At 70.2% G+C, this 12,868-nt stretch carries 13 protein-coding genes; 12 read left to right on the forward strand and 1 reads right to left on the reverse strand.

Annotated features, from left to right (window positions below):
- The first annotated feature begins 35 nt into the window (after positions 1 to 35).
- The 5 genes from LUX31_RS34230 to LUX31_RS34250 all read left to right on the forward strand — a co-directional run bounded on the left by LUX31_RS34230 (position 36) and on the right by LUX31_RS34250 (position 6,341).
- Positions 36 to 614 carry a hypothetical protein gene (locus LUX31_RS34230; protein WP_235479182.1) on the forward strand — a complete coding sequence of 193 codons (579 nt, stop codon included), beginning with the start codon at positions 36 to 38 and terminating at the stop codon, positions 612 to 614.
- A 70-nt stretch (positions 615 to 684) separates the two neighbouring features.
- Entirely contained in the window at positions 685 to 3,903 is a 3,219-nt protein-coding gene (locus tag LUX31_RS34235; RefSeq protein ID WP_235479183.1) for a S41 family peptidase, read from the forward strand.
- Between the two features lie 154 nt (positions 3,904 to 4,057).
- Complete coding sequence (locus LUX31_RS34240) at positions 4,058 to 4,402, forward strand: histidine triad nucleotide-binding protein (protein ID WP_235479184.1); 345 nt, start codon at positions 4,058 to 4,060, stop codon at positions 4,400 to 4,402.
- A gap of 14 nt (positions 4,403 to 4,416) precedes the next feature.
- Complete coding sequence (locus tag LUX31_RS34245) at positions 4,417 to 5,325, forward strand: ribonuclease Z (RefSeq protein WP_235479185.1); 909 nt, start codon at positions 4,417 to 4,419, stop codon at positions 5,323 to 5,325.
- 20 nt (positions 5,326 to 5,345) lie between these two features.
- On the forward strand, positions 5,346 to 6,341 hold the full coding sequence (locus LUX31_RS34250) for an adenosine deaminase (protein WP_235479186.1): 996 nt from the start codon (positions 5,346 to 5,348) through the stop codon (positions 6,339 to 6,341).
- A gap of 148 nt (positions 6,342 to 6,489) precedes the next feature.
- Here LUX31_RS34250 and LUX31_RS34255 read toward each other — a convergent pair whose 3' ends face one another.
- Positions 6,490 to 6,738 carry a hypothetical protein gene (locus tag LUX31_RS34255; RefSeq protein ID WP_235480213.1) on the reverse strand — a complete coding sequence of 83 codons (249 nt, stop codon included), beginning with the start codon at positions 6,736 to 6,738 and terminating at the stop codon, positions 6,490 to 6,492.
- Here LUX31_RS34255 and LUX31_RS34260 point away from each other — a divergent pair.
- The 7 genes from LUX31_RS34260 (at position 6,725) to LUX31_RS34290 (ending at position 12,740) form a co-directional block, all read left to right on the forward strand.
- Positions 6,725 to 7,852 (forward strand): carbohydrate kinase family protein, encoded by a 1,128-nt coding sequence (locus LUX31_RS34260; protein ID WP_235479187.1) that lies wholly within the window; start codon positions 6,725 to 6,727, stop codon positions 7,850 to 7,852. The two genes, LUX31_RS34255 and LUX31_RS34260, sit on opposite strands and share 14 nt — an antisense overlap.
- A 154-nt stretch (positions 7,853 to 8,006) precedes the next feature.
- Complete coding sequence (locus tag LUX31_RS34265; RefSeq protein ID WP_235479188.1) at positions 8,007 to 9,065, forward strand: PhoH family protein; 1,059 nt, start codon at positions 8,007 to 8,009, stop codon at positions 9,063 to 9,065.
- 13 nt (positions 9,066 to 9,078) lie between these two features.
- Positions 9,079 to 9,576, forward strand: coding sequence for an rRNA maturation RNase YbeY (gene ybeY / locus LUX31_RS34270; protein ID WP_235479189.1), 498 nt, complete (start codon positions 9,079 to 9,081; stop codon positions 9,574 to 9,576).
- Positions 9,573 to 10,913, forward strand: a complete 1,341-nt coding sequence (locus LUX31_RS34275) for a hemolysin family protein (protein ID WP_235479190.1) — start codon at positions 9,573 to 9,575, stop codon at positions 10,911 to 10,913. The genes ybeY and LUX31_RS34275 overlap by 4 nt, the downstream gene beginning before the upstream one ends.
- A complete protein-coding gene (locus LUX31_RS34280) occupies positions 10,910 to 11,269 on the forward strand; it encodes an MmcQ/YjbR family DNA-binding protein (RefSeq protein WP_235479191.1) in 360 nt (119 codons plus the stop codon). Before LUX31_RS34275 ends, LUX31_RS34280 begins: the two co-directional genes overlap by 4 nt.
- Before the next feature lie 257 nt (positions 11,270 to 11,526).
- Complete coding sequence (locus LUX31_RS34285) at positions 11,527 to 11,886, forward strand: cytidine deaminase (protein ID WP_235479192.1); 360 nt, start codon at positions 11,527 to 11,529, stop codon at positions 11,884 to 11,886.
- A gap of 356 nt (positions 11,887 to 12,242) precedes the next feature.
- Positions 12,243 to 12,740 (forward strand): hypothetical protein, encoded by a 498-nt coding sequence (locus LUX31_RS34290; RefSeq protein ID WP_235479193.1) that lies wholly within the window; start codon positions 12,243 to 12,245, stop codon positions 12,738 to 12,740.
- Positions 12,741 to 12,868 lie beyond the last annotated feature (128 nt).

Here is a 12,868-nt window from a genome sequence, read left to right on the forward strand (position 1 = left end):
TCCGTGTCGGGCGGGACGGTGGCAGGCTGCCCTCCATGGGGGCCTTGAGGCGGATTTTGCATCGGCCACGCGGGCACCGCAGGGCGGTCGCGGTGGCCGGACTCGTGGTGGCCGTCGTGAGCGGTGTCGTCGCCTGTGATCCCGGTGGGCTCACTTCGGCCACCGTCTCCCTCACCACCGACCAGACCGCGACCAGCGAGCTGGAGCGGCGGAACGTGGACGTCCAGTGGCTCACCTGCACGGCCTCGGTCGACGGCGACAACAGGACCTCTGCGTCGGGGAGTTCGCCCTCCGCGACGGTCAACACCGTTGCCAGCGTCGACTGTCAGGGCGAGACCGGGGACGGCAAGGACATCACCGTCACCGGCAGGGTCACGCGGGCCGTCGACGGCCGATGCGTACGCGGGGACCTCACCGCCAAGGTCGACGGCAAGCAGGTGTTCCGCGTCACCGGCCTCGGCAACTGCGACGCGCCCGCCACACCGACGTACACCCCGCCCGTCACCTGGAACCCGCCGGACAACGGCGAGCCCGGGCCGACCGTGACCGTCACCGTGACGAAGACCATCTGGTGCCGGCAGGATCCGAACTGCCTGCCCGTCGAGGGCAAATAACGGTCCGGCGCACGTAAGGAACTGACCGAAACCCCTGTCCAGTGGCGTGATCGCTGCTTAGGGTGATCGGGTGACTCAGCCCTCTTCGCCTGCGTATCTCCGGTTTCCGCATCTGCACGGCGACTCGGTCGCCTTCACCGCCGAGGACGACGTCTGGGTCGCCCCGCTCGACGGTGGCCGGGCCTGGCGCGTGAGCGCCGACAACGTGCCGGTGACCCATCCCCGTATCTCCCCGGACGGCACCCGACTCGCCTGGACGTCCACCCGCGACGGCGCGCCCGAGGTGCATGTCGCCCCGATCGACGGCGGGTCCGCCAACCGGCTCACCTACTGGGGCAGTTCGAGGACACAGGTGCGCGGCTGGACCCCCGACGGGCAGGTCCTCGCCATCAGCACCCAGGGACAGGCCAGCCTCCGCCGCTCCTGGGCCCGGGCGATCCCGCTCGACGGCGGCCCGGCAACTGTCCTGCCGTACGGGCCCGTTGGGGATGTCGCCTATGGGCCCGCGACCGTTCTGCTCTCCGCTCCCATGGGGCGTGAGGCCGCCTGGTGGAAGCGGTATCGGGGCGGTACGGCGGGGAAGTTGTGGATCGATCGGGAGGGCGGAGGCGAGTTCGTACGGCTGCATGCCGAGCTGGACGGGAACCTCGAGTACCCGGTGTGGGTCGGGGAGCGGATCGCCTTTCTCTCCGATCACGAGGGTGTCGGGGCGCTGTACTCGTCCTTGGCGGACGGGTCCGATCTGCGGCGGCACACGGGCGTTGACGGGTTCTACGCCCGGCACGCGGCGAGCGACGGCAGCCGTGTCGTCTACTCCTCCGCCGGTGAACTGTGGTTGCTGGACGACCTGGACGGGGCCGAGCCTCGGCGGCTCGACATCCGGCTCGGCGGGCAGCGTGTCGATCTCCAGCCGCATCCGGTCAGTGCCTCGCGGTGGTTCAACTCCGGGGCGCCCGACCACACCGGGCGCGGCAGTGCCATCGGGGTGCGCGGATCCGTGCACTGGGTCACCCACCGGTCGGGGCCGGCTCGCGTCCTTGCCTCCGGGCATGGCGTACGGGCCCGGCTGCCCCGTGCCTTCCGCGTGGACGGCGAGGAGTGGGCCGTGTGGGTCACGGACGCGGAGGGCGACGACGCCCTGGAGTTCGCCCCGGCGACCGGGGTCGCGCCCGGCGCCACTCCGCGTCGGCTCGCCGCCGGTCAGCTCGGGCGGGTCCTCGGTCTCGCCATGGCGCCCGACGGCAGCCGGGCCGCCGTCGCCTCCCACGACGGGCGCGTGCTGCTTGTCGAGCGGGAGTCGGGGGAGGTGAGGGAGGTCGACCGGAGCGGGGACGGGGATGTGTCCGGGCTCGTCTTTTCGCCCGACTCCGCCTGGCTGGCCTGGTCCCATCCCGGGCCGCGTCCGTTGCGTCAGCTCAAGCTCGCCAACACCACTGATCTGTCGGTGACGGAAGCGACTCCTCTTCGGTTCCGGGACTATTCGCCCGCGTTCACGGTCGACGGCAAGCATCTTGTCTTCCTGTCGGCGCGGTCCTTCGACCCCGTCTACGACGAGCACGTCTTCGACCTCGCCTTTGTCGGCGGTTCGCGTCCGCACCTCATCCCCCTCGCCGCGACCACGCCCTCGCCCTTCGGGCCGCAGCGGCACGGGCGGCCCTTCGAGGCGCCGGACAAGGACGAGACCCCGGACAGCGAGGGCGCCCCGGCGACCCGTATCGACCTCGACGGGCTCGCCGACCGCATCGTGCCGTTCCCGGTCGAGGCGGCCCGCTACACCAACCTGCGGGCCGCCAAGGACGGGGTGCTGTGGCTGCGTCACCCGGTGCGGGGGGTTCTGGGGTCGTCCCGGGCCACGCCGGACGACCCCGACCCGAAGACCGAGCTGGAGCGGTACGACCTCGCCCAGCAGCGCATCGAGCACCTCGCCGGGGACGCCGACCACTTCGCCGTCAGCGGCGACGGGAAGCGGGTTCTGCTGTGGACCGACGGCAAGCTGAAGGTCGTACCGAGTGACCGGCGTGCTTCGAACGACGACGAGAGCGACACGAACATCACCGTGGACCTGTCGCGGGTCCGGCAGTCGGTCGACCCGGCCGTCGAGTGGCGGCAGATGTACGACGAGAACGGTCGCATCATGCGCGACAACTTCTGGCGCCCCGACATGGGCGGGGTCGACTGGGACGGCGTCCTCGACCGCTACCGTCCCGTCCTCGACCGGGTCGCCACCCACGACGACCTCGTCGACCTTCTCTGGGAGGTCCAGGGCGACTTGGGGACCTCGCACGCGTACGTCACCCCGCGCGGCGGATACGGCAGCGGTGAGCGGCAGGGGCTCCTCGGCGCCGACATCACCCGGCACGAGGACGGTCCCCAGGGCATGCCCCTGTGGCGCATCGACCGCATCCTGCCCGCCGAGACGTCCGACCCCGACGGTGTCTCGCCGCTCGCCGCGCCCGGTGTCGCGGTGCGGCCGGGCGACGCGATCATCGCCGTCGCCGGGCAGCCCGTCGATCCGGTGGCCGGGCCCGGTCCGCTGCTCGTCGGTACGGCCGGCAAGCCCATCGAGCTGACGATCTCGCCGTCCGGTGGCGGTGACTCGCGGCATGTGGTCGTCGTGCCCATCTCGGACGAGGAGCCGTTGCGCTACCACGCGTGGGTGACGGACCGGCGGGCGTATGTCGCCGAGAAGTCGGGCGGGCGGCTCGGGTATCTGCACGTCCCCGACATGCAGGCGCCCGGGTGGGCCCAGATCCACCGTGATCTGCGGATCGAGGTCGCGAAGGAGGGGCTGGTCGTCGACGTCCGGGAGAACCGGGGCGGGCATACGTCCCAGCTGGTCGTCGAGAAGCTGGCGCGGCGGATCGTGGGGTGGGATCTGCCGCGTGGGCTACGGCCGTACAGCTATCCGGAGGACGCGCCTCGGGGGCCTGTCGTCGCTGTCGCCAATGAGTTCTCGGGGTCGGACGGGGACATCGTGAACGCGGCGATCAAGGCGCTGGGGATCGGGCCTGTGGTGGGGACGCGGACGTGGGGTGGGGTGATCGGCATCGACAGTCGGTATCGGCTGGTCGACGGGACGCTGGTCACTCAGCCCAAGTACGCGTTCTGGCTTGAGGGTTACGGGTGGGGCGTGGAGAACCACGGGGTCGACCCGGACGTGGAGGTCGTGCAGGCTCCGCAGGACTACGCGGCCGGGCGGGATGTGCAGTTGGACGAGGCGATTCGGTTGGCGTTGGAGTCGTTGGAGGGGCGGCCGGCGAAGGTGGCGCCTGGGTTGCCGGAGTTGTAGGGGGGACCCCCATCGGGGGCTCCGCCCCCGAACCCCCGCTCCTCAAACGCCGGAGGGGCTGAATACCCAGCGGGTAGGGGCGGCGGGGGCGAGTGAGGTCTGTCATCGGTACGATGCCGGGCGTAATGATCGGTGAGCGTGAGGAGGCACACGCATGGCGGACGAGAGCTGTCTGTTCTGCAAGATCGTCGAGGGGCACATCCCCGCGACGATCGTCCGGGAGACAGACACCACCGTCGCCTTCCGGGACATCAACCCCCAGGCGCCGACCCACATCCTGGTGATCCCCAAGGTCCACCACCCCGACGCCGCCTCCCTCGCCGCCGCCGAACCCGCCATCGCCGCCGACGTGCTGCGCGAGGCCGGCCAGATCGCCGCCGAGGAGAAGCTCGAGAGCTACCGCCTCGTCTTCAACACCGGCAGCGGCGTCGGCCAGACCGTCTTCCACGCCCACGTCCACCTCCTCGGCGGACGCGGCATGCAGTGGCCGCCCGGCTGACGGGGTAACGCGCCTTGTCCGGACGTGAATTGGTGGTTCTCGGTACCGCCAGCCAAGTACCCACCCGGCACCGAAACCACAACGGCTACCTCCTCCGCTGGGACGGCGAGGGCATCCTCTTCGACCCCGGCGAGGGCACCCAGCGCCAGATGCTGCGCGCCGAGGTCGCCGCCCACGACCTCAACCGGATCTGCGTCACCCACTTCCACGGGGACCACTCCCTCGGGCTCGCCGGGGTCATCCAGCGCATCAACCTCGACCGTGTCCCGCACGAGATCACCGCGCACTACCCCCGCTCCGGGCAGAAGTTCTTCGACCGGCTGCGATACGCCACCGCCTATCGCGAGACCGTCCAGATCGGGCAGGTGCCGGTCGCGGGGGACGGTGGGGTGCTCGCCACCACGGGCGGTTACCGGCTCGAAGCCCGGAGGCTCTCCCACCCCGTCGAGTCGTACGGCTATCTCCTCGTCGAGCCCGACGGGCGCCGGATACTGCCCGAACTGCTCGCCGCGCACGGGATCAAGGGGCCGGACGTCGGACGCCTTCAGCGCGAGGGCTCCCTCGGGTCCGTCACCCTCGACGAGGTCAGCGAGCTGCGGCGGGGGCAACGGTTCGCCTTCGTCATGGACACCCGGTTGTGCGAGGGCGTCCACGCGCTCGCCGCTGACTGCGACATGCTTGTCATCGAGTCGACCTTCCTCGATGAGGATCAGCAACTCGCCTACGACCACGGGCACTTGACCGCCGGTCAGGCTGGAGCCGTCGCCCGGGACGCCGGCGTACGGCATCTCGTCCTCACCCACTTCAGCCAGCGCTACTCCGACCCCGACGAGTTCGAGCGGCAGGCGCGGGCGGCCGGGTACGAGGGTGAGCTGACCGTCGCGCATGATCTGCTGAGGGTGCCGGTTCCGAAACGGCGGTAGTCCGGTCGTACGATTCCCTGATGTCCATCCCCAAAGCCGAACTGCACCTCCACATCGAAGGCACCCTCGAACCCGAGCTGGCCTTCGCGCTCGCCGCGCGCAACGGCGTCGTGCTGCCGTACGCCGACACCGAAGAGCTGCGCAAGGCGTATCTCTTCGAGGACCTGCAGTCCTTCCTGAACCTGTACTACGAGCTGATGGCCGTCCTGCGCACGGAGCAGGACTTCGCGGATCTCGCCAACGCCTATCTCGCCAGGGCGGCAGAACAGGGCGTACGGCACGCTGAGATCTTCTTCGATCCGCAGGCCCACATCGCCCGGGGGGTCGGAATGGGGACCGTCGTCGAGGGGTTGTGGCGGGCGCTCGGCGCCAGTGAAGCCGCCCACGGCATCTCCACTCAGCTCATCATGTGCTTCCTGCGCGACCAGTCCGCCGCGTCCGCGATGGAGACCCTGGACGCGGCCCGCCCCTACCTCGACCGGATCGCCGGTGTCGGGCTCGACTCCGCCGAGGTCGGGCATCCGCCGGTGAAGTTCCGCGAGGTGTACGAGGCCGCCGCCGGGCTCGGGCTGCGGCGCGTGGCGCACGCCGGTGAGGAGGGGCCGCCCTCGTACATCACCGAGGCCCTCGACATCCTCGGCGTCGAGCGCATCGACCACGGGCTGCGCTGTATGGAGGACCCGGAGCTGGTCGCGCGGCTCGTGCGGGAGCGGGTGCCGTTGACGCTCTGCCCGCTGTCCAACGTACGGCTGCGGGCCGTCGACGTCCTGGCCGAGCATCCGCTGCCCGCGATGCTCGACGCCGGTCTCCTCTGCACCGTCAACTCCGACGACCCCGCCTACTTCGGCGGATACGTCGGCGACAACTTCGGGGCCGTACGGGAGGCCCTGGGCCTCGGTGAGGAGCGGCTCCGCGAGCTGGCGCGGAACTCGTTCCTGGCGTCGTTCCTGGACGGTGACGAGGAGCGGCGGGCGCGGTATCTCTCCGAAGTGGAGGCGTACGAGTTCACGCGGTGAGTGCTCGGCGGGACATGTGGTTCGTTGGCTGCGGGCCGGTGGGGGCTTGTCGCGCCCACGCGGCGGAGCCGCAGATCGACACAGCCCCGCGCCCCTGTCGGGGCGCTGCGCGCACCCGACTTCGCCCGCGCCGCTCGGCCCGGTGTGGTCAGGCCACCGGGCGGTACTGCTCGGTGGCCTTCACCGTGGTGAGTGTCAGGGCTCGGGACGGGGACGGGGTGCGTAGCGCCACGGCTGTCATCGGGACCGCGATCAGCAGCAGGCCGGCGGCGAGGACCGCGCCCATCGCCGGATCGTGAGCGCCCTCCGGAGTGGAGTGACGGGCTGCTGTCAGTGGGGTGGTGCAGACTGGCCTGATCCGCACCATCGTCAGGGAGCGCACCGTGATCGCGTCCACCGCGTCCACCGGAGAGGGATCTTCCTACCGTCAGGCCCAGGTCGATCCCCTGGCCGCCCTGCGCGCGCCCCACGATCCGCCGTGGGACGTGTATCTGACGGGCACGGTCTTCCTCGACATCATCTTCACCGGGCTCGACTCCGCCCCGGTGCGCGGCACCGAGTCCTGGGCGCGCGGGATGGGGTCCAGCCCGGGCGGGGTCGCCAACATGGCCACCGCACTCGCCCGGCTCGGCCTGAAGACCTCCCTCGCCGCCGCCTTCGGGGACGACCACTACGGGGAGTACTGCTGGGACGCCCTCGAACAGGGCGAGCACATCGACCTCTCCACGTCACGCACGGTCCCCGGCTGGCACTCCCCGGTCACGGTTTCGATGGCGTACGAGGGCGAGCGCACGATGGTCTCCCACGGCCACGAGCCGCCCCCGGAGGAACCCTCTCCGGACTGCCCGCCGCACGCCCGCGCGGCCGTCGCCTCGCTCACCCCGGGTGTCCGCGCCCCCTGGATCGCCCAGGCAGCCCGCAAGGGAGCCAGGATCTTCGCCGACGTCGGCTGGGACGACACCGGCCGCTGGGACCTCGCGGGCCTCGCCGACCTGGAGCACTGCGAGGCCTTCCTGCCCAACGCGGAGGAGGCGATGCGCTACACCGGCGCCGGCTGTCCCCGCGCAGCCGCCCGCGCGCTCACCGATCACGTACCGCTCGCCGTCGTCACCCTCGGTGCGGAGGGCGCGTACGCCGTGGACGGGCGGACCGGCGAGACGGCCGAGGTCCCGGCGATCGCCGTCGAGGCCCTCGACCCCACGGGCGCCGGCGATGTCTTCGTCGCGGGCTTCGTCACCGGCACCCTCGCCGACTGGCCGCTCGCCGACCGCCTCGCCTTCGCCGGCCTCACCGCCGCCCTCTCCGTCCAGGACTTCGGCGGCTCCCTCTCCGCACCCGGCTGGTCCGAGGTCGGGGCCTGGTGGCGCGAGATCCAGTCGTACGAGCACCAGGACCCGGCGGCCCTTCGCCGGTACGCGTTCCTGGCCGACCTGGTGCCCAGGACCGCGAGACCGCGCCCCTGGCCGCTGCGCCGGGCCGTACCGACGATCGGCTTCGGCAGATCGGCGTGAGTGCCCACACACACCCGCACCCGCACACGTACACCGGACCGTGAGCAAAACCCCTACGGCGTTGTCAGTGCACCGTCGTAGGCTGGGAGCGGAAGGCTACCCACGTGGTAAGCGAGCCTCATCGAGGAGGTCGTGCAGGCCTACGAGCCGGCCCATGACTCAGACACCCACAGCTCAGCCCCCTGCGCGGGGGCAGGCACGAGCGCAGTTCACCGTCCCGGCCGCGCACCCCATGGTGACCGTCCTTGGTTCCGGCGACGCCCTCCTGCGCGTGATCGAGAAGGCCTTCCCGGCGGTCGACATCCATGTCCGGGGCAATGAAGTCAACGCCGTTGGCGAAGCGGTCGAGGTCGCCCTCGTCCAGCGGCTGTTCGACGAGATGATGCTGGTGCTCCGCACCGGACAGCCGATGACGGAGGACGCGGTGGAACGCTCGATCGCCATGCTCAGAGCGAGCGGCAACGGGGAGGGTGACGGCCAGGAGACCCCGGCCGAGGTCCTCACCCAGAACATCCTGTCCTCGCGGGGCCGCACCATCCGGGCCAAGACCCTCAACCAGAAGCGCTATGTCGACGCCATCGACAAGCACACCATCGTCTTCGGCATCGGCCCGGCCGGTACCGGCAAGACGTATCTGGCGATGGCGAAGGCCGTACAGGCGCTGCAGGCCAAGCAGGTCAGCCGGATCATCCTGACCCGGCCGGCTGTGGAGGCGGGCGAGCGGCTCGGCTTCCTCCCGGGCACCTTGTACGACAAGATCGACCCGTATCTGCGCCCGCTGTACGACGCGCTGCACGACATGCTCGACCCGGACTCGATCCCGAAGCTGATGGCTTCGGGGACGATCGAAGTCGCGCCGCTGGCGTACATGCGGGGACGGACCCTGAATGATGCTTTCATCATTCTGGACGAGGCTCAGAACACCTCCGCCGAGCAGATGAAGATGTTCCTCACCCGCCTCGGCTTCGAGTCGAAGATCGTGATCACGGGTGATGTGACGCAGGTCGACCTTCCGACGGGGACGAAGTCCGGTCTGCGGCAGGTGCAGGAGATCCTCGAAGGCCTTGAGGACGTCCACTTCTCACGGCTCACCTCCCACGATGTCGTCCGGCACAAGCTGGTCGGCCGTATCGTCGACGCGTACGAGAAGTACGACAGCGAGAACGGTACGGAGAACGGCACCCACAAGGGCGTCCGGAACAAGCGGAAGTAGACAAGCCAGCACCATGTCGATCGACGTCAACAACGAGTCCGGAACCGAGGTCGACGAGCAGGCGATCCTCGACATCGCCCGCTACGCGCTCGCACGGATGCGCATCCACCCGCTCTCCGAACTCTCGGTGATCGTCGTGGACGCCGACGCCATGGAGCAGCTCCACATCCAGTGGATGGACCTGCCCGGTCCGACCGACGTCATGTCCTTCCCGATGGACGAGCTGCGTCCGCCGTCGAAGGACGACGACGAGCCGCCGCAGGGGCTTCTCGGTGACATCGTGCTCTGTCCCGAGGTCGCCGAGAAGCAGGGCAAGGAGGCCGAGACCCAGCACTCCATGGACGAGGAGCTCCAACTCCTCACCGTCCACGGCGTGCTGCATCTCCTCGGGTACGACCACGAGGAGGCGGACGAGAAGGCCGAGATGTTCGGCCTCCAGGCCGCCATCGTCGACGGCTGGCGCGGCGAGAAGGGGATGACCGGTCCGTCGCCCGCCCCGACCGTGTCATGAACCCTCAACTCGTCACCGGTGCCATAGCGCTGGTCGTCGTCGCCTGGCTCGCCGCCTGCGCGGAGGCGGGCCTCGCGCGCGTCTCCAGCTTCCGCGCCGAGGAGGCGGTACGCAGTGGCCGGCGCGGGAGTGCCAAGCTCGCGCAGATCGCCGCCGACCCGACCCGCTATCTCAACGTGGCGCTCCTGGTGCGCGTGGCCTGCGAGATGGCAGCCGCCGCGCTCGTCACGTACGCCTGCCTCCAGGAGTTCGACAGGACCTGGCAGGCCGTCGCCGTCGCCATCGGTGTGATGGTGCTCGTGTCGTATGTCGCGGTGGGGGTGTCGCCGCGGACCATCGGGCGTCAGCATCCCCTCAACACGGCCACGGCAGCGGCGTACGTCCTGCTGCCGCTCGCCCGCGTCATGGGGCCGATCCCGTCGCTCCTCATCCTCATCGGCAACGCGCTCACGCCCGGCAAGGGCTTCCGGCGCGGGCCGTTCGCCTCCGAGGCGGAGCTGCGCGCGCTGGTCGACCTGGCCGAGGCCGAGTCCCTCATCGAGGACGACGAGCGCCGCATGGTGCACTCCGTCTTCGAGCTGGGCGACACCCTCGTACGGGAGGTCATGGTCCCGCGTACGGACCTGATCGTCATCGAGCGGTACAAGACGATCCGGCAGGCCCTCACCCTCGCGCTGCGCTCCGGGTTCTCGCGGATTCCGGTCACCGGGGAGAGCGAGGACGACGTCGTCGGGATCGTGTACCTGAAGGACCTCGTCCGCAAGACGCACATCAGCCGGGACGCGGAGAGCGAGCTGGTGTCGACCGCGATGCGGCCCGCCGCCTTCGTACCGGACACGAAGAACGCCGGTGATCTGCTCCGCGAGATGCAGCGCGACCGCAACCATGTCGCCGTCGTCATCGACGAGTACGGCGGCACGGCCGGCATCGTGACCATCGAGGACATCCTGGAGGAGATCGTCGGCGAGATCACCGACGAGTACGACCGTGAACTCCCGCCCGTGGAGGAGCTGGGCGACGAGCGCCACCGCGTGACGGCCCGCCTCGACATCACCGACCTCGGCGAGCTGTACGGCCTGGAGGAGTACGACGACGAGGACGTGGAGACGGTGGGCGGGCTGCTCGCGAAGGCGCTGGGCCGCGTACCGATCGCCGGCGCCTCGGCCGTCGTAGAACTGCCCGACGGGCGCGAACTGCGGCTCACGGCGGAGGCGGCGGCCGGACGGCGGAACAAGATCGTGACGGTGCTGGTGGAGCCGGTCGACGCCGCCGGGTCGCCGGAGGAGGAGAAAGAGGCGGAGGCGAAGAGCACGGCGGACAAGGGGGGTGGCGCATGACTCCGCAGGAGCTGCGTGACTTCTGTCTGTCCTTCAACTCCGCTGTGGAGGACTTCCCGTTCAGCCCGGAGATCTCCGTCTTCAAGGTGCTGGGCAAGATGTTCGCCCTGTCCTGGACGGACAACAGGCCCCTGAAGGTCAATCTGAAGTGCGGCCCGGAGGACGCGATCCGGCTGCGCGCCGAGCACCCGGGGCTGATCATCCCCGGGTACCACATGAACAAACGGCACTGGAACACCGTGACGGTCGACGGGGAGTTGCCCGATCAGCTCGTGCGCGAGCTGATCGAGGACTCGTACGACCTGGTGGTGGCCGGTCTGCCGCGCGCGGAGCGGTTGCGGCTCGACCGGCCATGACTGGCCATGACCGGCTCTGGTCCTAGTACGGCAGGATGCGGCCCGAGGGTGTCCTGCGGTCGATGGGGAGGTCGCGGGGCGAAGGAGCGCTGGGCCGACGGGTGACGCGGATGCGGGTCTGGCGGTTCATAACGCCTCCTCATGGCTCGCGGTTCCTGGGTCATGCCCTGATCGCCCGTGCCTGATACCTCTTCTTGTGTGACTTCCTTGTTGCAGGTCCGCCCGGGTCGGGACAAACCCCTAAGTATGCTCGTGGCATGACCGACAGCAACGCGCCCGACCTCGACCCCGAGGACCGCAAGATCGTCACCCTCGCCCGCTCCGCCCGGGCCCGCAACGACGTTCCCGAGGGGGCCGCCGTACGGGACGAGACCGGACGTACGTATGTCGCCGGGACCGTGGCCCTCGACTCACTGAAGCTGAGCGCGCTGCGGACCGCGGTGGCCATGGCGGTGGCGTCGGGGGCGAAGTCGCTGGAGGCGGCGGCCGTCGTGAGCGTTGCCGACGGCGTTCCGGCGGAAGACCTGGCCGCTGTACGGGACTTGGGCGGGCCCGAGACCCCGGTGCACCTGGCCGCGCCGGACGGGGTGGTCCGGGTGACGGTGTCCGCGGGGTGAGGTCGGCTGGGGCGGGCGTCTCTGGGGGCTGCCGCCCCCAGGCCCCCGCTTCGGCCTGAACGGCCTCGTCCTCGAACGCCGGACGGGCTACAGATGCCTGCCTCGGCCGAGAAGCGCCGACGCGACGTGCAGCGAATGTCTTCGGCCACTTTCGGCGCCGCTCGAAGAACCCGTACGGCATCTCTTGCAATCGCGAGCAACCCACGCATCAATGGAACCCGCTCTTCCGACGGACCGTCAGATTCCACCGCGCGGCGCCCCGCACCCGCCCCGCGGCTGACCGCACCCGCCCGTCGACCCCCCACATCGCAATTCCCCACATGGCAATTCCCGTACCAGGGAAGGGAATCCGATCGATGACCAGCAAGACAGCACGTCCGTCTGCGCGCAGACGACTCGGTATCGGTGCGGTACTCGCGGCGGGCTCGCTCGCCGTGACCGGGCTGGCGTTCGCGCCCGCCGCCGCGGCAGTCGTCCCCACCTCCGCGACTGTCAACTTCAACTGCGGTCTCTACGGTGGCGGTGCGGCCACCCTCAGCACCGTCCAGACCGGCACCTCCGCCACGATCACCGTCACCTCGGCGATCGCGGCCCCGCTCGACCTCGCCGCCGACTCGATCACCTCCACGCTGACCATGAGGAAGGGCACCAGCGGCACCACGGTCTTCACCGGGACCAGGAACCCGGCCATACCCACCGGCTCCCCCGTCATCGTCGGCCCGCTGACCGGCACCGTCGCCCCCGGCGACAGCCTGGACGCGGGCGGCGGCAGCCTCGTGATGGTGATCTTCGGCATCAGCGTGACCTGCACGCCGACCGCAAACCAGTCACCGGGACCGTTCGTCTACGAGTGACGGTCCGCCTCCCCGCACCGTTCCACGTAACGGCCGGCGTCGCTCGCCTCGCGGCGGCGCCGGCCGTTTCCGACTGGGAACGCACGGGCGCCCGCCAGTGAACTGATGGTCCGTCAGTTCACTTTGAA

It is taken from the genome of Streptomyces sp. GQFP, from assembly GCF_021545335.1.
Classification (GTDB): Bacteria; Actinomycetota; Actinomycetes; order Streptomycetales; family Streptomycetaceae; genus Streptomyces.